The organism is Acinetobacter halotolerans (assembly GCF_004208515.1).
Lineage (GTDB): Bacteria > Pseudomonadota > Gammaproteobacteria > Pseudomonadales > Moraxellaceae > Acinetobacter > Acinetobacter halotolerans.
On record NZ_SGIM01000002.1, the window covers coordinates 365,634 to 382,439 of the forward strand.

The following is a 16,806-nucleotide window of genomic DNA, read 5'->3' on the forward strand; positions in this document are numbered from 1 at the left end:
ACTGTTTTATTTTTGGGGGATAGAATAATGTGGGGTCTGGAAAAAGTTTCAGTTCAAGAAAACAATCAGCAAAATCAAAAAATACAACAAGATATTCAGCATTATGAGCATAAGATCAAAAGTTTTTTGCTCGAGGTTAATCAGCTTATTTTGGATAAACCGCAGCAAACCAAATTGGCGCTGACGTGTTTATTGGCTGGTGGTCATGTGCTGTTTGAGGATTTACCTGGACTTGGAAAAACAACCTTAGCCAGTGCATTGGCACGTTTAACAGGTTTGCAGTTTCAACGGATTCAATTTACCAATGACATGCTGGCAAGCGATGTGATTGGGATTAATATGTTTAACCAGAAAGAGCATTTATTTGAGTTTAAAAAAGGGCCTATTTTCACTCAAATTTTGCTGGCCGATGAAATCAATCGCTGTAGTCCAAAAACCCAAAGTGCCTTGCTGGAAGCAATGGAAGAAGGGGCGGTCACCGTCGATGGTGTACATTATGAATTGCCACAGCCTTTCTGGGTCCTCGCCACACAAAACCCACTATTTCAAAGTGGTACTTATGCATTGCCAGAGTCGCAATTGGATCGCTTTTTAATGCGCTTGTCACTCGGTTATCCATCACGCCAAGCAGAGAAATTACTCTTACAGCAAAGTTCCCGTCATGTGTTGATTCATCAGTTAACTGCTGTATTTGATCAAGCCGATATATTACATTTGCGTTCATTGGCTCAGCAGGTATTTTTAAGCAATGCCGTCTTAAACTATATTTTAGATTTGGCTGCTGAAACACGTAAACAACGGCATGGTCTGTCAACGCGTGGTGTCTTGGCACTTAAAGCTGCGGCGCAAGCGTATGCATTGGTTGAGGGTCGTAGCTTTGTCACCACAGATGATGTGCAGACTGTTTTCGTGGCTGTAGTTGCGCATCGTTTAAGCTTAGCAGAAGTGGACGTGAAACAAATTTTGCAATTGGTTGATGTGTTGTAGTTGAGGATAGATACATGCAAAGCCGATTCAAACAACAAGTTCGGCAGTGGATTGCAAAGCGCTTTCAAGTGGACCGTAGCAAAACGCTGTTGCAAAAAGATATTTTGGTTTTTATTCATACACATGGTTTTTTATATCTTGCTCTGATTCTAATTACTTTTATCGCTGGCATTAACTATGGCAATAATCTGATTTTAGGGTTTTGCTTCTTATTAAGTGCGATTTTATGTATTAGTTTTTATTTAACCTTCAAACAGTTGCATGCTTTACATATTGAGGTCATGAACACTGAAGTCGGACAAGTGGGGCAGGTATTAGCACTTAAACTTTTTCTGAAACAGAAATCAAATGTAGCTCGATATTTACGAGTTCAATGGCACGATCAGGAACAAATTTTTTATTTAGACCAAGCACAGCAAAGTCTTGAACTGGGTTTTTTCCCGCAACAACGTGGCGAATATGCTTTTGATACGATTAAAATCTATTCGACCTATCCTTTGGGATTGGTTCGCGCTTGGACCTATTTAAATCTAAAGCAAAAGGTATGGATTGCACCTAAGGCTTATGATTGGCAAAAAGAACATAAAAATCAACCATCACATACCAACGATAGTCTGGATGAATTTCGTGAGCTAAGAACTTTTCAGCAAGGGGATTCTTATCAAAATGTGGCATGGAAACAAGTCGCACGGGGACAAGGCTTTTTTATCAAAATGTTTGAAGCTCAAGCCAATCATCAACATTTAGAGATTGATTATCAGCAGATACCCGTACAAAGTCATGAAGAAAAATTAAGCTTTATGATGGGATTGATTGAGCAGTGTGAACAGTTTGGAGATGATTATGCCTTGATTCTGCCACATGCTCGGTTGGAAAGTGGGCAAGGATCATCTCAGTTGATTCAAGCAAAACGCTTACTTGCGCAGGCCTAAGCATGAACAAACCAATTTTTTTCACTATCTTGGCTGCGCTCGGATGTGTACTACTCGGGCAGGTTAGCTTTGTTCCAATTTCCTTGAGTGGTTTATGGGGAATTGTGTGGCTGATCTTAGTTTGGCGTTATCACAAACAAAATTTAAAGCCGTTCCCGAAACCAATACTGATTATTTTTGTCTTGGTCTCATTTGCGCTGATCTATTTCCACTATCAAAGTCTGCTTGGCGTTGAACCAGGTGTCGCTTTGCTAAGTACCTGTTTATTTGCCAAGAGTCTTGAAGCTAAAAATACCCGAGATTTATTGATTGTTTTCAATTTTGCCTTATTCGTTGGTGCAAGTTTACTTTTACATAGCCAAGCCTTTTGGATGGCAATGATTGTTTTCGTGACATTTGTTATGTGTTTAATGGGTTTGTATCGTATCCAAACGGGTTTGTTTAATCAAAATACGTTGTCTTCCAATCAATTAAAACAAGATATTAAACAAGTTTTTAAGTTCATTGGTATAGCAACGCCATTTTTTATTTTGTTGTTTATTTTCTTCCCGCGCTTGCCACCACTTTGGGCCATTCCGATTCAGAATGATCGGGCTGTTACGGGTATGAGTGATCGAATGTCACCCGGAGATATTGCACGTTTGTCTCAGTCCACAGCTTTGGCTTTTCGTGTTGTAGCAGACATGTATCAGTTTCCAAACCGTAAAGAGCTGTATTGGCGTGCTTTAGTTCTAGATGAATATGATGGTGTGACATGGACCAGTAGTATTTTTAATCAACATGCAAAAAACACGCAAAGCACTGGGCGGATTGTGCCATATCAGTATTTGCCTGCTGATGAACAAGCCAATTGGATTATGGGCTTAGAGTATTCAATTCCCCAAGAGCGATATTTACAACTCTATCAGGACGATAGTATTCGTCCTACAAAATTGATCAAACGAAACCAACCGATACAAATGTACTGGTTAGGACGAAGCACCGCTGAGCCAAGTGTACTCGCTGAACATCAGTTTGAATTAAACACCCGATTTGATGAAACACGAGATCAAAAAGCCCAACAATTAGCGAGCAAGCTGTTTGAGCAAAGCCACCAACATCCTGAAAAATATGTGCAAGCTGTTTTAGGGTGGTATCGTAAAAATGGTTTTGTCTACACATTAAGTCCGGGAACGTTGGGTGGCGATCGTATAGATCAGTTCCTATTTTCCAGTCGTAAAGGCTTTTGTGAACACTATGCATCTAGCTTCGTGATGCTGATGCGTTATGTCGGAATTCCTGCTCGAGTAGTGACGGGTTACCAAGGAGGGCAGCCAGCATTTGATGCGAAAAGTTGGGAGGTTCGTCAACTGGATGCGCATGCATGGAGTGAGGTCTATTTAGATGGAAAATGGAAAAGGATAGACCCAACCGCAATGATTGCGCCGCAACGTATTGATACTGGTATGCAGGATTATTTGGCGCAAGACCAACGTATTTGGGGCGATCAGCAAGCGAAAGCTTGGCGCTTACAACAGTTTAAATTTCTAAAAAATGTACGTGTTTGGAATGACTATTTAAGTTATCAATGGCAAAGCAAAGTTGTAGGCTACGACGCTGAAAAACAGAAAAACTGGCTATCTAAACTCGGGCTTGATTCAACTTATGGTTATGTTGTGGTGTTAATCATCGGCATAAGTGGAATTTTAATTTCGTTTTTGTTTTTTGCTTGGTGGCGACACCGTAAGCAACAAGCCATATATCAGCGGATGATTTTAAAATTTCAAAAGCAACTTCCTAAGCATTTGCAGAAAATACCCACTGAAACGTTCCAAACGTGGATGCAGCGTTTATCTTTAACTGTTGAAAATCAACAACCATTTGAACAAGTGATTGTGCTGTATCAGAAAATCGTATTTTTAGAGCAAATGAATCGCGTTGATCTACAACAATTTAAAAAGTTGCTTAAAGACTGTGCGGTTGTGATCAAACAAGATCAAAAAAACTTGTGATCATGCTAAAAAATGAATATCATGCTTTTCATTCTAGGTGTATAGCTCAGTTGGTTAGAGCGCTACGTTGACATCGTAGAGGTCAGCAGTTCGAGTCTGCTTATACCTACCAAAATTCACTGTTAAAACAGTATATTAAAGCCCACTCAAAAAGTGGGCTTTTTTGTTTTCGGGGTGTTTTCGGGGAACTCCGTTCGGTTTTAATGTGAATAAGTACAATAAATCGCCGTGTTTAGAATTTAAAAAATCATCTAAAACTGACTCGTTGCGGCTTCGGTTCTTCATGTCCTTGTAGGTAGGGATCCGTCATTTTTTCGGTCGCATGACCGGCCAATGCCTGAGCATAAGCTTTGCCATATTTCTCGGTAATATTGAAAATACCTAAAGCACGCAGATCATGAAAAGATGGTCTTTGTCTCGGCTCTAAATGATCACATGCACCTGATAAATCCCGATACTTTTGGAATTGCTTGGTGAGGTGATCTTCAGTCACAGCAATAAACTACACTGATCAATATTATTTAAACGATAAAGATTATGTCTGAATCAATAGCCGCCAAAAGGCGGTTTTTTTACATCTGGAGAAATGAAAAATGGCAGAGCCTATGAGTAGCGGTGGCGGGGTCGCAACTGTAATTAAAGTTTATGGTATGTGGTTTTTGATGGCCATTGCGGCTATAGCGGTGGTTTTGGGTTATTTGGTTTTCATTGACTCGAATGCCTCGTACACGCAGTGAATGGGTCGTGAGTTTAATCACTACGATGGTGGGGAGTATTGCCGGTGGTGGATTCTTAATTCAGCACTTCGAATTGCATGATTACCTTTTAACTTGGTCCGGCTTATGTGCAATAGGGGGCATTTTCTTTGCTGCAGGTTTGCCATTTTGGGCCATCATTCGCTGGATGTTTAACTACTTGAATGCAAGAGAGGATGCAACCATCTTCGACGTAGCTAAGGAAATGAAAGACTACAAAGATAACTTTTAATAGTTCCACTAATGCACTGATTTTTTCGGGAGGTTTGTTCTGTTCAACTGTTAGAGTGGCAAGGTTTACACACCTTATTGCTAATAGCCAATAGCTTTATCGAAAGACTAGGGGCGTTGACATTCATTGATATGGCATATACATTGTATATACATTTTCTTGTTGCCTTTGGGAATTAAAACGATATGACTGAGTTACCCAAAAAAACTAAGGTTAATAAGAAAGATGGTCAACTCTTAATTCGCATTAATACAGCTGAGCGTGATGAGTTCATTCACTTATGTGATAGCTTGGACACAAGTGCAGCTAGAGAGTTAAGAAAATATATTCGTAGTTTTATAAAAAAAAATCAGTCAGCGGATAAACAAACCAAGGAGTAACATCGTGGCTAAACAAGTAAAATCCCTTAAGAAACAAATTAAAGCGCGCCTTAAGAAAATCTCTAAACACGAAGGCAAATTAGCTAAATTGAAAAAGAAACTTAAAAATCAAAAGTAATCATATCGATTAAACTTTGATTATAAGAAAAACCTCTCAAGTTAAATCTCGGGGGGGGTTGTAGCCATTCTATAGTTTTAATTAACAATTTTTAAAATCTACCGACCTACCAAGTCGGTTTTTTTACGCCTAAAGGAAAGTAAAAATGAACATCGAACAATATCTTAATGAATTGATTAAACGTGAAGGTGGGTATGTAAATAATCCTGTTGACTGAGGAGGAGCGACCAAGTTTGGTATCACTGAAGCGGTCGCACGTGCGAGTGGCTTTAAAGGTCACATGCGAGATCTACCATTGGATGTGGCCAAAGGCATTTATCGAAAACAGTATTGGATCTCGCCACGATTTGATCAAAATCTGATTAGTAACGCCGTTGCTGAAGAGTTACTGGATACAGGTGTCAACTGTGGGACGGGCTTTGCCAAACCATTACTGCAACGTGCTTTAAATCTTTTGAACAATCAAGGTAAAGGCGGATGGTCAGATTTGATTATTGATGGAATCTATGGACCAGCCACTTTGAATGCCTTGAAAACTTTTATGGCCAAGGGTGAAAAGGTCTTAATTCGAGTGCTCAGCGCATACGATCAATAACAATATTCATGTTGGGATATGTGTTAAAGCCTTATAAATTAGGTATCTTAATTTTTAGTTTCGAGCCTTGGTATGGAATACGCTACAGAAGACGCTTTAACTTGGTTAAATGAAGGCATCAGCGAGTTAGAGAAATTGAACAAAGATGATCTAAATACGGACTATGCACTTGGTTTTGATATAGGTTTTCTCTACGGAACACTGCGTACTTTATTGGCTGTTGGAAGTATTTCTAGAACTGAATATGAAAAGCTTCATGCGTCGCTTACTGAAGTTCGACAAAAGCTTATTTGAAAAAGATAGTTAAAGCCCTCTAGTGAGGGCTTTGTTCGTATCTATGATCATTCAAGTTCTAGTTGATGATCATCTTTGGTCACTTTTATTTTTAATTTTTTATATTTGCGTTTATTTGGATTAACTGCAGAATTGTTTACTTCATCTGCAAAAGTCTTGTCTTTCATGAGGTTTGAATAAGCTTTATATCCTAAAATAATCCGCGTGGGTTGGTATCCATTTCTATTGACATAGTATTCAATAGTTGCATTTAATTCATTTAGAAGACTTGTTTCACTCATTTTAAAAATGCTTCACTTTTAAGAGTTCATTGAAGAATAGTGTAAATTAAGTAAAATATCTATATGAATTTAAACATTTTTATAAGGACTTCCTGTCATAAAAATGTAATATTTGATGGTTTATCTACTATTTGAAATTGCGATAATTGCAAAGATAAAATAAAAATTAATCACAAATGATTAACCCTTTGGAATCTCATCATCCCTCGGCTTTCTCACATCCTTAATAAACCGTTCTTCCTTTGCTCTATACTTTTGAAAGTTTTCACGGGCTTGGTTAAGTGAAGGCACGTTTGCACCACCGCCGTAATCATGATCCTCTGCTTGTACGGGATCATTCTCCCAAAAGCACACAGGGCAGATATCATAGTCATCGTTTGATGGTTCACCTCTGGTTAAGTAACCACAGCATAAACACGGATAGAGCATTCTATTTCTCCAATCTTCCTTAACTATTGTTCTCAGGCTTTTCAGCAAAATTAGAACTCAAATACACAACATTCTTGGGTTCAACCAAAGAGACATTCTTCTGTTCATCTATGACCGCACAAAGGGCAGAGCCGCATAAAATTCCGTACTGTTTTAGATTGGTTTCAGCACCAGTAATTTTTACTAAAGGTTGTTCTTTTATATTTGCGAGAATGTCAGTACCATTTTTTTTACCTTTTTCTTGTGTATCAATAATTGAAAAGAATGTTCCAACAGAAAAACTTATGATCAATGCTACATAAATGGTAAAGGTTGTATAGCTTTTTTCCAACGAATCAATTTGGCTTGAATTGTGAGGTTTAACTTCATGCTTAAAGCGAAAATTAATTTTTCGTCTCAAAAAATTAACGATCGTTTGATCTAAATCTAAAGAAACATAGATATATCTTAAAACATAAAGAGTTATGCCAAATAAGAAAAAGGTAATTAAAGGTCCTAGTGCTTTTAGAAATCCCCAGTAAATTTTATCTTGAACGCTAAAATTTAAGACTACAGGATCGACAAAAAAAGGGCGTAATAAGCCGCCTAAATATGCTTGCCCCGATACAAATAAAAAAATGGTAATCAGAGAAATAATAATTGCTGTATCCAACGAAAAATTAAACTTCATTTTCTTTCCTTATTTCTTCTTCTTCGGGCATTTCTTGCCATTTCCACCCGGCAAGCAATCACAAGCTTGACCATCGCCGTCACGATCCAAACTTTTCCATCCTGTTTGACCCGATTTCTTTCTTTTTTCGTACCATGATTGAGCTTCTTGTTGTGTAGTAAAGTCAGCACATTTCTTTGCATAGCTTTGAACTGAAATTAGAGCTAGTAATATAAAGGTTATATATTTCATAAATTTAATTTTGATAAATGTTTGAAAGCATTGTATCAGTGCTTAATTAAGCTCTGCAATTCTAGTTGCTGAAACTTTGTAGCTTGCTAACGAGTTTTCAGTTTTCTTTATTGGTTGACAAATTATGAAAATAGTCACAAAAGTTGGTTGACAAAGTTGCTATTTAGTCCTAAGTTATATTTAACCCACATCTCAAATTTTTTGGACTTATAATTTTATGAATGACGGTAATAAATTACATCCTCCTTCAGCCTTTGAGCCTCAGTTAACAGACGAGGTGCTGAGATACTTTGCAACACCAATGCTCGAAATTTATCATGATGTTCACGAAATCTTAAATAGTGACAATGATAATAACTATACTCGTGGTACTGCTATATTTGGTCGTACTTATGAGCAATTTAAAAAGCTAATCGTATCTGAAGACTGTCCGGCTGATGTACACCTAAAAGATGGCACTTTCAGATTTGTTTTTCAAATTGGATATGCTCAGATTGGTTTCTGTAAAGGTGATTTCACTGATCCCAAATCATTGAAGCTTAGAAAATACACACCTACAAATTATGACTTATTCCAGTTTGATGACAATCAACCAGTGGTATGGAAATTTATTCTCAATGAACCGAAAACTGATGAAGATGAAGCTTATGTTGAATTTGTTGGTTTTAATTTAGCCACTGTGCCAGTTGCTTATTGGAGATCTAATGACAATTTAGATGGTAATAAGTTACATTTGGTAGACCCAATTACTCCTGAATCTGTTGAGCTTAATGCTCCATTTATTGAAGATCCTGATGAAGATGATCTTTTAGATGAAGATTTAAACACTAAATTCAAATAGTCGTAACAAGCAATGTCATTATGAACACGCCTTTTAATGGATTAGAACTAAAGCTTCTAAGACAGTTTAATCAACTGTCTTTGGAAGAGTTAGGTCAGCACCTAGAGTGCACACGGCAGTATGTTCACAAAGTTGAGACAGGACAGACCATTCCTAGTATTCAATTTATTCAACAAGCTGCGAATTATTTTAATGTTCCTGAAGAGTTATTCACTCATGTAAAACCCGTATTACAGGAAGAGCAAATCCATTTTAGAAGTCTGAGATCTACGAAAGTAACTACTAAACAAGTTGTTATTGCACGTGGTGAATACCTCAAGCGTTTAACGGAATATTTAGATTCTAAACTTCGGTTGCCTAAATATGATATTCAAGATTCTAGTCGTTCTGGTTCTATAGAAGCGATTGCTGAACAGTGTCGTGCTGATTGGGGACTAGGTTTAGGCCCGATTAGTAATATGATTCGTTTGTGTGAGTCACATGGTGTAGTCGTTACTACTTTTAAATCATTGTCGACCGAAGTAGATGCGCTTTCATTAGCAACAGCACGTCCAATCTTTGTACGTAATGAAGCGAAAGAGAGTGAATGTCGTCAGCGGTTTGATTTAGCGCATGAGCTTGGTCATTTGGTACTTCACGATGGTATGGTTACAGGTGATCGTATTACTGAGTCTGAAGCAAATCAGTTCGCTTCAGCTTTTATGATTCCTCAAACGATGATGCATTCTCATTTCCCAACGTGGTTTCGAAGTGGACGTTATGATTGGGATAAGCTTAGTGAATTTAAACAAACTTGGAAAGTGAGTAAGGCTGCAATTCTTTATAGAGCTAAATCTTTAGGATTACTCACTCAAGAGCAATATACGAGTGGTGTAGTTACTTTGAGAAAACGAAGTGAAGCAATTACTGAGAAAGAAGATCACTTAATTCCAAAAGAAAGACCTGAACTGCTTCAAGCATGTTTTGCAATGCTTGCTAAGAAGAAAATTTATGCTGAAGATATAGCTAAAGCTTTAGATATGAATGTTAGTTTTCTTGAAAATTTGGTAGGAATAGAGATTTCTAAAAAACCAAGAATGCCTACACTTGTAAAAGAAAGCGCCTAAGGGCGCTTTTTTTTATAAAAAACAATTTTTATCTTGAATGACTTCAATTAAAGTTATTCTAGAGTTCTGTATCATTCTATCTAGATTGTTTAGTTTTTCAATATGCTGATCTTTATCTTTATACAAGTGCATGTTTCTTTGTTCAACAGCAAGGTCAGTTGCTTGTTGCAAATAGCTTAATGTATTTAAAACTTTTGGATTATCTGGCTTAGTAACCATCGAAAATTTAAATAAACTCTCCAGCATATTTTCAATCTCTTTATTAATGGATAAATGAGTGTTTAAATATTCTGAATTATTTTTAGAAGCTAATGATATGTGAGGGCTTGAATAGTTGACGAAATTTTGCCAATCTTTTGGATGTAATTGGTCAGTATACTTTGTGAGTATAAAAAATATTTTTTTCCCCGATTGAATAAATGTAGTTGATAGATCTATCAAGATATTTCTGATTTCTTGGTCTTTCTGAAAGTTAAATTGATTATTTTGAGTTAATATTTGATGATCTATTAATATTTGATTAGATTTTAAGGTTGCAGCAGTATTTTGAGAAGATATAGAGATGCTGGCTTTAATTTGTTCAATACTTTGTTCAAAAGCTTGCTGGGTTAGTTTAAAACTTTGCTTACCATACCACCATGCGAGGAGAGTTGCTAATATAGCTATCCATAGAGTCATTGATGTTGCATCATCAAATGACTTCATAGCTGTAGTATCTGTTGAATGCTCTAGAAAATAGGTATTCTCTTGATTTTTTTCAAGAATGCAATTATTTGCTAGATACTGAGATTTAAGAACTAAGTAGTTACAATTATGTGGTAACTTATTTTCAGTAAATCCATTAGGCATAATTATACCTTATTGTAAATATTTCTAAATTTGCACGATGCTTAATGAAGCATGTTTAGAAAATAGTGGGATAAATTATTTATTATACATTATTAAAATTAAAATTAAACATTTGAAGGCTTCCTTTCTAGCTCTCTCTTAAGTTCATCGATACATATTTGTTGAATTTTATTATGGATTTCGATTGTTTTTTTCACTAAAGTTCTAAAATTTTCATATTCAGTAATGTCTTTAGCCTCACCAATTTTTTACTGAAATTATTGGAAAATCTAACTTATTTGGTTTCATACGAATCCTATGATTCTCTTTTAGATGAATTAGTTGTTAGAAGAAGTATTTTTTGCTTCTTTTTTAAATGCCTGAGCCATTGTCGTCATTGTCTCTAAAGCATCCTTAGCAAAACTTATATCTGCATTTTTTAGTAGATAAGTCTCAGGCCATTTTATTTCAGAACTTAATTGCTCTAATAAAATTGAAAAATCTTTATCACCTTTCTCAACTGAGACAAGATAGATAAGCATATATTTATCAAAAATTGATTTAATTTTTGTGAGGTACGTTGATGTGTCTGAGAAACTTTTGTATTGTCGTAGATACCACGCACTTATAAACTGGATAAAGATAAAAACTAAAGATGTGGAGACAATTCCATAGATATGATTCGTCTTAAATTCACCAATATAGCTTATATATATTTGCCAAAATATAATTGCAACAATAAAGTAAGTAATCCCTGTAATAAAATATAGTTTTCCATTATCAAGTAATATCGATGCTTTTTTGTCAGAATCAATGCTTTTTTCTTCTAATATATTTATAATTTTTAAAAAATATGACTTAAAACTGTTTAGTGAGGCTAAAGTAGTTAATCTTTCTTCTTCATTTTTTCTAGACTTATTATCATTATCGAATGAATTTTGGGTTGTTTCTCTAGAAGTATCAATATCACTTAGGTTTTTTGTATTTTTAAATACAGAATATAATTCTATTGAGAGTAAATATATTATAGGGATACCTATATATGTAAAAATATTTTCTTCAAAAAATAGTTCAAAAGTTTTAGTTTTATCAATTGGTGGATGATATAATTGATAACCGAAGTAGGAGAATAATATTAAGAAAATTGAAAATATTAAAACGAATTTTTTATTTCTTTCAATAATGTTTAAAATAAGTTCAATTGCTGAATTTATACCGCTGGACATTTTTCACCCATAAGAAAAGTATTAAATATTTATAAATGTTAAGTCAAATTGGTTTTAATTTAAAAACTAACTAAACTTAGGTTTTCTCTCTTTTTTTTGAAAATTCTTTTGCGCGCGCGATTTCTTCACGAGTGAGGCTCAAAGAATTTCTCCCCAATTTTTTCATAACTACAGCTAAAAGTTCCTCTAGCGGAACTTCATCTAACTTGTTAAAACTTTTTTGCTCAAAACTTTCTTCCAATCGCGCAACAATATCAGCATTCATTGAACGATTTAATTCCTTTGAAGAATGAGCAATTTTTTGCTTCAAGTCATCAGGAAGTCTTAAATTATATTGTGCATTTAAATGACCACTGCTCATGTTATGCCTTTGAAGTAAAAGATATAAAGTTGATGTATTGTCCACATGTGGACATGTATACATATTAAATAGTGTCTAGTGGGTATTATGAGGGGCTGTAATGGGTAAACATAAGAGTCCGCAATATAATTTGCGATTGCCTTCAGATTTAAAATTTTTTCTAGCTAATCAGGCTAAAAAAGATGGTCGTTCTTTAAATAATTTTATTGTTAAATCACTAGAAGAAGTTCGTATCAAATTACTTACTCAATCGAACTGAAACAATGAAGCCCCTGAATCTTGGCGGACTAGGGGCTTCTATCTAATTCCTGAACGGAGAATAGACATGAGTAGTCTAACATTTAACTCAATCGAATTTCATCCAGTACAACAAAACGATGATCAAATATGGCTCACATCTTCCGAATTAGCGAATGCTTTAGGGTATGTAGATATCTGATCCGTTACCAAAATATATAATCGTTATGCTGATGAATTTAGTGCTGGTATGTGCTTGGTGGTCAATTTAGCCACCAAGGGGTTTGGTAATGGTAATTCTGAAAAAGAAACACGCATATTTTCATTACGTGGTGCGCATCTTATTGCTATGTTTGCCCGTACACCAGTTGCTAAAGAATTCCGAAAATGGGTTTTAGACATTTTGGATAGGGAAGTACAGCCTAAAACCAAGAACCATAAAACTGAACGTGTGGTTTTAAACGATGCTGTGAATATGCTTGTGGCAAAATCAAAACATCTTAACTTTTCCGATGCCTACAAACTCATACACCAACGCTTTAGTGTGGAAGGCATAGATGAGATCTCACTTGACCAGATCCCTGTAGCGGTTGAATACGTCCATCATCTGATTGCACTATTTAGCCATCGAGAACACAGAACGGCAGATATGAATACGATTGCTTTAGCTCACTGCATGATTTGGTGTCGCCAGTGGTGGAAAGAGTACGGTGATGCTATTCGTAAAATTAACCCGAATATTGCTTCATCTGTACACGACTATTTCATAGATGGTTCATTCGTCGCTTGGGGTTATGTAGATGAATCTGAGAAAGCAGCATTACGCAGAAAGTTGGATGCTCATCAATGGAATTTAACCATAAATGAAAGGTTAAGATTACTGTAATTTTATCCCCGAATTTTATAGTGAAAACTTTCGTGTTTGATTAAAAAACGCTCAAAAACTTTCGGGGAATGAATTTCTAAATGACTGATTTTATTGAAGTTAGGTAAGCAGTTTTTGACCTGAATTTTAGGTAAAAAAAGAGCATTATTTTATTAATATTCAATTGATTAGATCGCTTTTGACTCAATCTTGACATCGTAGAGGTCTCCAGTTCGAGTCTGGATATACCTACCAAGATTTAAAAAAGACTGATAAGTCAAATCTTATCAATCTTTTTATTGCTTAGCTTTTTAGAATGTTAGTGATATTCCAAATCCCTTGACCCGAATAGAAAATGGTGATAATTTAAACAATACGGAAGTCATATACTATTTGGGATTCAAGAGCGATCTTGCCTAAATGAACAAAGATATGACAAACCCGTATATAACAGCTAACAACGAACGAAACGATTCTGATCGTTTTTAAAAATGTTCAAGGTTGTAGAAAAGCCCGTAAATCGGGCTTTTTTAATGTCTACAACTTAGAACAGTAGGTTACGGTAAATCAAACCAAATCATTTGGCTGTCTTGCAGTGCGGTAACAGTTGCAGTTTCATCAAACAGCAAAGCATCGCCCGCTTTAACCAAATGATCAGCAATCATTACTTCACCCGAAATCACATGCACATAATTTACTTTCTTCTGTGCTGCAATCTCTAAATGTTGATCTTTTTCAATCACCGCAGTTTTCACTTCAGCATCTTGACGAATCAACATGGGTGCAGATTCATCGCCAGCAATTAAATGCCATTGGTTTGGATGATCTTTAGGATTGAGCAAAATTTGCTGATAAGTTGGCTCAGCATCTTGCACATTCGGTTGAATCCAAATTTGTAATAAATGCACGGCTTTATCATGCTTATTCATTTCACTATGGGTCACACCCGTACCCGCACTCATTAATTGCCATTCACCAGCATTGATTTGTCCTTCATTTCCCATGCTGTCTTTATGTGAAATCGTACCATCGAGTACACAGGTTAGGATTTCCATATTGTCATGGGGGTGGGTACCAAAACCATTATGTGCGGCAACCGTATCATCATTAATCACACGTAGAGCACTAACACCCATATATTTAGGGTCATACCAGCTACCAAATGAAAAACTATGATAAGTATCTAACCAGCCTGCTTTGACATGGCCACGGTTTTCACTACGATGTAGATAAGCATTCATCTTTCATCTCCAAATTATTATGTTTTGCTTAAACATCATATTATCGATTCATAATGATGCTTAATAGTGTTTTAATGCGACATATTGTTCTATAAATAGAATGTTTTTGTTTTATGTATCTTTCTTCTGGTGAATAAAAAAGGCTGAATGAATTATTCAGCCTTTTCAAGTAAGATAAAATTATTTATCAATCACTTATTTTGATTTATTCTCAAGTTGAGGAATCGCAGAACCTGAACCTTGAGCCACAGCAAGTAAACCTGTTTCTGTATAAAGACCGAGTTTAGCGCGAGTATCGGTAATATCTAGGTTACGCATCGTTAACTGACCAATACGATCCATCGGCGTAAACATAGAATCACCTTTCTCCATGGTTAAACGCTCAGCTTCATAAGTGAGGTTAGGAGATTCAGTGTTCATAATCGTGTAGTCATTACCACGACGCAATTCTAAAGTCACAGTACCTGTAATTACTTTTGCAACCCAACGTTGAGCTGTTTCACGTAACATCAGTGCTTGTGAGTCAAACCAACGACCTTGGTACAACAAACGGCCCAAACGTAAACCATTAATACGGTATTGTTCGATGGTATCTTCGTTATGAATGCCCGTCACTAAACGCTCGTAAGCGATGTGTAATAACGCCATGCCCGGTGCTTCATAGATGCCACGAGATTTTGCTTCGATGATACGGTTTTCAATTTGGTCAGACATACCTAGACCATGACGACCACCGATACGGTTGGCTTCTAAAATAAGCTCAACAGGATCATCAATACGTTTACCATTCAAAGCAACAGGAGTACCCGCTTCAAAAGTTACGCTCACTTGTTCTGGCAGAACTTCGACATCATCTTTCCAGAATGCAACGCCCATGATTGGATCAACGATTTTAATACCAGCATCAAGATATTCTAAATCTTTAGCTTCGTGCGTCGCGCCCAACATGTTTGAATCAGTTGAGTAAGCTTTTTCTTTCGACATTTTATAGTCAAAGCCGTTGTCGATTAAGAATTGCGACATTTCGGCACGGCCGCCTAACTCATCAATAAAGTTTTGGTCTAACCAAGGCTTATAAATTTTTAAATCTGGGTTGGTCAACAAACCATAACGATAGAAACGTTCAATATCGTTGCCTTTATAAGTAGAGCCATCACCCCAAATGTTGACGTCATCTTCTTTCATTGCAGTTACAAGCATCGTACCTGTCACTGCACGGCCTAACGGCGTGGTATTGAAATAAGGAACACCGCCAGTGCTAATGTGGAATGCACCACATTGAATCGCAGCAATACCTTCTAAGGCAAGTTGTAAACGACAATCGATTAATCGAGCTTTGACTGCACCATAAGCTTCTGCTTTTTTTGGAATCGCATCATAGTCATCTTCATCAGGTTGACCTAAGTTTGCGGTATAAGCATAAGGCTCTGAGCCTTTCTGTTTCATCCACAATAAAGCCGCTGAAGTATCGAGACCACCAGAGAAGGCAATCCCAACTTTTTTGCCTACAGGTACGTGCTGCAAGATAGTTGCATTATCAGTCATTGCTTGTCCTAACGTTATAATAAGACCCCGAACAGGTGGTCTTGGATAATCAAAAATCGGAACTATTGTAACACTTTTCGTGCGTCATGGTTTTGTAAAATCGAGTTGATCTTAAGGAAAATTTAAACCTTTTTAGAGGTTACATTGCTTTAATCTTAATCGCAATTTTCAAGTAACCCACGCCAAGCAAATCAGAACGCTAAAAAATGCGATATCCATTGGATGTGAGGACAGATATTTTCGTTTTTATAACTGGCGTATGTATTTTTTAAAATCGAAAGGATTAATTTGTTCAATCTTCAGTGGTACCACACTTTTTGTCGATAGCCATTGCAGATCATCAATTTTAACAAAGTGATCAGACGGTAGAGTATAGACATAACCCACACGCTCCCAATTGACAGTACACCGATCTAGTTCCACGAACACTTGATCATTCTCAAGCTTAATCGCGAATCTAGCGTCTTTAGCTAGGCTGATATATTGAATTGAGAATAACTGAGCGATCAATTTATTTTCGATTGCATATATACCAAAAGCATTATCTTTTAGTCCATCGCCCACTGCTTGAGTGGGTTGCAGTCGTTCAAGATGTTGAGATGAACCGTGGAATAAAAGTTTAGGTTTAATATGCATATTGATTTCTCGAAATGATCAACCT

Annotated in this window: 19 protein-coding genes, 1 tRNA gene and 3 pseudogenes; 12 read left to right on the plus strand and 11 right to left on the minus strand. The window is 36.3% G+C overall.

Annotated elements, in window-relative coordinates; all coding sequences use genetic code 11:
• Positions 1–27: 27 nt before the first annotated feature.
• The 4 genes from EXE30_RS03865 (at position 28) to EXE30_RS03880 (ending at position 4,022) form a co-directional block, all read left to right on the plus strand.
• Complete coding sequence (locus EXE30_RS03865; protein ID WP_130161270.1) at positions 28–987, plus strand: AAA family ATPase; 960 nt, start codon at positions 28–30, stop codon at positions 985–987.
• 14 nt (positions 988–1,001) lie between these two features.
• Positions 1,002–1,919 (plus strand): DUF58 domain-containing protein, encoded by a 918-nt coding sequence (locus EXE30_RS03870; protein ID WP_130161271.1) that lies wholly within the window; start codon positions 1,002–1,004, stop codon positions 1,917–1,919.
• Positions 1,920–1,921: 2 nt separating this feature from the next.
• On the plus strand, positions 1,922–3,910 hold the full coding sequence (locus EXE30_RS03875) for a transglutaminase family protein (RefSeq protein ID WP_130161272.1): 1,989 nt from the start codon (positions 1,922–1,924) through the stop codon (positions 3,908–3,910).
• 35 nt (positions 3,911–3,945) lie between these two features.
• A tRNA-Val gene (locus tag EXE30_RS03880) sits at positions 3,946–4,022 on the plus strand.
• Positions 4,023–4,157: 135 nt separating this feature from the next.
• Here EXE30_RS03880 and EXE30_RS03885 read toward each other — a convergent pair.
• Positions 4,158–4,403 (minus strand): site-specific integrase, encoded by a 246-nt coding sequence (locus EXE30_RS03885; RefSeq protein ID WP_228256100.1) that lies wholly within the window; start codon positions 4,401–4,403, stop codon positions 4,158–4,160.
• Positions 4,404–4,503: 100 nt separating this feature from the next.
• On the opposite strand from EXE30_RS03885, the pseudogene EXE30_RS03890 reads away from it, so the two are divergent.
• The 4 genes and pseudogenes from EXE30_RS03890 to EXE30_RS03905 all read left to right on the plus strand — a co-directional run bounded on the left by EXE30_RS03890 (position 4,504) and on the right by EXE30_RS03905 (position 6,284).
• Positions 4,504–4,897: pseudogene (locus EXE30_RS03890) on the plus strand (hypothetical protein).
• 185 nt (positions 4,898–5,082) lie between these two features.
• The gene (locus EXE30_RS03895; protein ID WP_130161273.1) at positions 5,083–5,277 is read left to right on the plus strand and encodes a hypothetical protein; all 195 of its coding nucleotides are present in this window, start codon (positions 5,083–5,085) and stop codon (positions 5,275–5,277) included.
• A 263-nt stretch (positions 5,278–5,540) separates the two neighbouring features.
• Positions 5,541–5,975: pseudogene (locus tag EXE30_RS03900) on the plus strand (glycoside hydrolase family 108 protein); the annotation flags it as partial.
• An 87-nt stretch (positions 5,976–6,062) separates the two neighbouring features.
• On the plus strand, positions 6,063–6,284 hold the full coding sequence (locus EXE30_RS03905; protein WP_130161274.1) for a hypothetical protein: 222 nt from the start codon (positions 6,063–6,065) through the stop codon (positions 6,282–6,284).
• Positions 6,285–6,331: 47 nt separating this feature from the next.
• On the opposite strand, the gene EXE30_RS15960 is transcribed toward EXE30_RS03905, so the two are convergent.
• The 4 genes from EXE30_RS15960 to EXE30_RS03925 all read right to left on the minus strand — a co-directional run bounded on the left by EXE30_RS15960 (position 6,332) and on the right by EXE30_RS03925 (position 7,895).
• Positions 6,332–6,565 (minus strand): hypothetical protein, encoded by a 234-nt coding sequence (locus EXE30_RS15960; protein WP_130161275.1) that lies wholly within the window; start codon positions 6,563–6,565, stop codon positions 6,332–6,334.
• A 180-nt stretch (positions 6,566–6,745) separates the two neighbouring features.
• The gene (locus EXE30_RS03915; protein ID WP_130161276.1) at positions 6,746–6,994 is read right to left on the minus strand and encodes a CPCC family cysteine-rich protein; all 249 of its coding nucleotides are present in this window, start codon (positions 6,992–6,994) and stop codon (positions 6,746–6,748) included.
• Positions 6,995–7,013: 19 nt separating this feature from the next.
• Complete coding sequence (locus EXE30_RS03920) at positions 7,014–7,664, minus strand: hypothetical protein (RefSeq protein ID WP_130161277.1); 651 nt, start codon at positions 7,662–7,664, stop codon at positions 7,014–7,016.
• A 9-nt stretch (positions 7,665–7,673) separates the two neighbouring features.
• Positions 7,674–7,895 (minus strand): excalibur calcium-binding domain-containing protein, encoded by a 222-nt coding sequence (locus EXE30_RS03925; RefSeq protein ID WP_130161278.1) that lies wholly within the window; start codon positions 7,893–7,895, stop codon positions 7,674–7,676.
• 217 nt (positions 7,896–8,112) lie between these two features.
• On the opposite strand from EXE30_RS03925, the gene EXE30_RS03930 reads away from it, so the two are divergent.
• Together EXE30_RS03930 and EXE30_RS03935 are read left to right on the plus strand one after the other, a co-directional pair.
• Positions 8,113–8,736: a hypothetical protein gene (locus tag EXE30_RS03930; RefSeq protein WP_130161279.1), complete on the plus strand. Its 624-nt coding sequence runs from the start codon at positions 8,113–8,115 to the stop codon at positions 8,734–8,736.
• Positions 8,737–8,756: 20 nt separating this feature from the next.
• A complete protein-coding gene (locus EXE30_RS03935) occupies positions 8,757–9,842 on the plus strand; it encodes an XRE family transcriptional regulator (protein ID WP_130161280.1) in 1,086 nt (361 codons plus the stop codon).
• Positions 9,843–9,854: 12 nt separating this feature from the next.
• Here EXE30_RS03935 and EXE30_RS03940 read toward each other — a convergent pair whose 3' ends face one another.
• From EXE30_RS03940 to EXE30_RS03950, 3 genes are all read right to left on the minus strand, one after another.
• The gene (locus EXE30_RS03940; protein ID WP_130161281.1) at positions 9,855–10,691 is read right to left on the minus strand and encodes a hypothetical protein; all 837 of its coding nucleotides are present in this window, start codon (positions 10,689–10,691) and stop codon (positions 9,855–9,857) included.
• Positions 10,692–11,008: 317 nt separating this feature from the next.
• Positions 11,009–11,896, minus strand: coding sequence for a hypothetical protein (locus tag EXE30_RS03945; protein ID WP_130161282.1), 888 nt, complete (start codon positions 11,894–11,896; stop codon positions 11,009–11,011).
• 76 nt (positions 11,897–11,972) lie between these two features.
• Positions 11,973–12,257, minus strand: a complete 285-nt coding sequence (locus tag EXE30_RS03950) for an Arc family DNA-binding protein (protein ID WP_130161283.1) — start codon at positions 12,255–12,257, stop codon at positions 11,973–11,975.
• A 100-nt stretch (positions 12,258–12,357) separates the two neighbouring features.
• On the opposite strand from EXE30_RS03950, the gene EXE30_RS03955 reads away from it, so the two are divergent.
• Positions 12,358–12,516, plus strand: coding sequence for an Arc family DNA-binding protein (locus tag EXE30_RS03955; protein ID WP_081406410.1), 159 nt, complete (start codon positions 12,358–12,360; stop codon positions 12,514–12,516).
• 66 nt (positions 12,517–12,582) lie between these two features.
• Positions 12,583–13,380, plus strand: a pseudogene (locus EXE30_RS03960) (BRO-N domain-containing protein).
• A 536-nt stretch (positions 13,381–13,916) separates the two neighbouring features.
• On the opposite strand, the gene EXE30_RS03965 reads toward EXE30_RS03960, so the two are convergent.
• The 3 genes from EXE30_RS03965 to EXE30_RS03975 form a co-directional block, all read right to left on the minus strand.
• Positions 13,917–14,600 (minus strand): pirin family protein, encoded by a 684-nt coding sequence (locus EXE30_RS03965; protein ID WP_004671854.1) that lies wholly within the window; start codon positions 14,598–14,600, stop codon positions 13,917–13,919.
• Between the two features lie 195 nt (positions 14,601–14,795).
• Entirely contained in the window at positions 14,796–16,145 is a 1,350-nt protein-coding gene (gene argG, locus EXE30_RS03970) for an argininosuccinate synthase (protein WP_004671851.1), read from the minus strand.
• 246 nt (positions 16,146–16,391) lie between these two features.
• Complete coding sequence (locus EXE30_RS03975; RefSeq protein ID WP_004671850.1) at positions 16,392–16,781, minus strand: hypothetical protein; 390 nt, start codon at positions 16,779–16,781, stop codon at positions 16,392–16,394.
• Positions 16,782–16,806 lie beyond the last annotated feature (25 nt).

What these genes read in the sequence shown, in the direction of transcription:
- EXE30_RS03920 (WP_130161277.1), bottom strand. Translation starts at nt 7,664, where the DNA reads ATGAAGTTTAATTTTTCGTTGGATACAGCAATTATTATTTCTCTGATT.
- EXE30_RS03915 (WP_130161276.1), bottom strand. Translation starts at nt 6,994, where the DNA reads ATGCTCTATCCGTGTTTATGCTGTGGTTACTTAACCAGAGGTGAACCA.
- EXE30_RS15960 (WP_130161275.1), bottom strand. Translation starts at nt 6,565, where the DNA reads ATGAGTGAAACAAGTCTTCTAAATGAATTAAATGCAACTATTGAATAC.
- EXE30_RS03865 (WP_130161270.1), top strand. Translation starts at nt 28, where the DNA reads ATGTGGGGTCTGGAAAAAGTTTCAGTTCAAGAAAACAATCAGCAAAAT.
- EXE30_RS03895 (WP_130161273.1), top strand. Translation starts at nt 5,083, where the DNA reads ATGACTGAGTTACCCAAAAAAACTAAGGTTAATAAGAAAGATGGTCAA.
- EXE30_RS03955 (WP_081406410.1), top strand. Translation starts at nt 12,358, where the DNA reads ATGGGTAAACATAAGAGTCCGCAATATAATTTGCGATTGCCTTCAGAT.
- EXE30_RS03875 (WP_130161272.1), top strand. Translation starts at nt 1,922, where the DNA reads ATGAACAAACCAATTTTTTTCACTATCTTGGCTGCGCTCGGATGTGTA.
- EXE30_RS03945 (WP_130161282.1), bottom strand. Translation starts at nt 11,896, where the DNA reads ATGTCCAGCGGTATAAATTCAGCAATTGAACTTATTTTAAACATTATT.
- argG (WP_004671851.1), bottom strand. Translation starts at nt 16,145, where the DNA reads ATGACTGATAATGCAACTATCTTGCAGCACGTACCTGTAGGCAAAAAA.
- EXE30_RS03905 (WP_130161274.1), top strand. Translation starts at nt 6,063, where the DNA reads ATGGAATACGCTACAGAAGACGCTTTAACTTGGTTAAATGAAGGCATC.
- EXE30_RS03870 (WP_130161271.1), top strand. Translation starts at nt 1,002, where the DNA reads ATGCAAAGCCGATTCAAACAACAAGTTCGGCAGTGGATTGCAAAGCGC.
- EXE30_RS03930 (WP_130161279.1), top strand. Translation starts at nt 8,113, where the DNA reads ATGAATGACGGTAATAAATTACATCCTCCTTCAGCCTTTGAGCCTCAG.
- EXE30_RS03935 (WP_130161280.1), top strand. Translation starts at nt 8,757, where the DNA reads ATGAACACGCCTTTTAATGGATTAGAACTAAAGCTTCTAAGACAGTTT.
- EXE30_RS03940 (WP_130161281.1), bottom strand. Translation starts at nt 10,691, where the DNA reads ATGCCTAATGGATTTACTGAAAATAAGTTACCACATAATTGTAACTAC.
- EXE30_RS03950 (WP_130161283.1), bottom strand. Translation starts at nt 12,257, where the DNA reads ATGAGCAGTGGTCATTTAAATGCACAATATAATTTAAGACTTCCTGAT.
- EXE30_RS03975 (WP_004671850.1), bottom strand. Translation starts at nt 16,781, where the DNA reads ATGCATATTAAACCTAAACTTTTATTCCACGGTTCATCTCAACATCTT.
- EXE30_RS03965 (WP_004671854.1), bottom strand. Translation starts at nt 14,600, where the DNA reads ATGAATGCTTATCTACATCGTAGTGAAAACCGTGGCCATGTCAAAGCA.
- EXE30_RS03925 (WP_130161278.1), bottom strand. Translation starts at nt 7,895, where the DNA reads ATGAAATATATAACCTTTATATTACTAGCTCTAATTTCAGTTCAAAGC.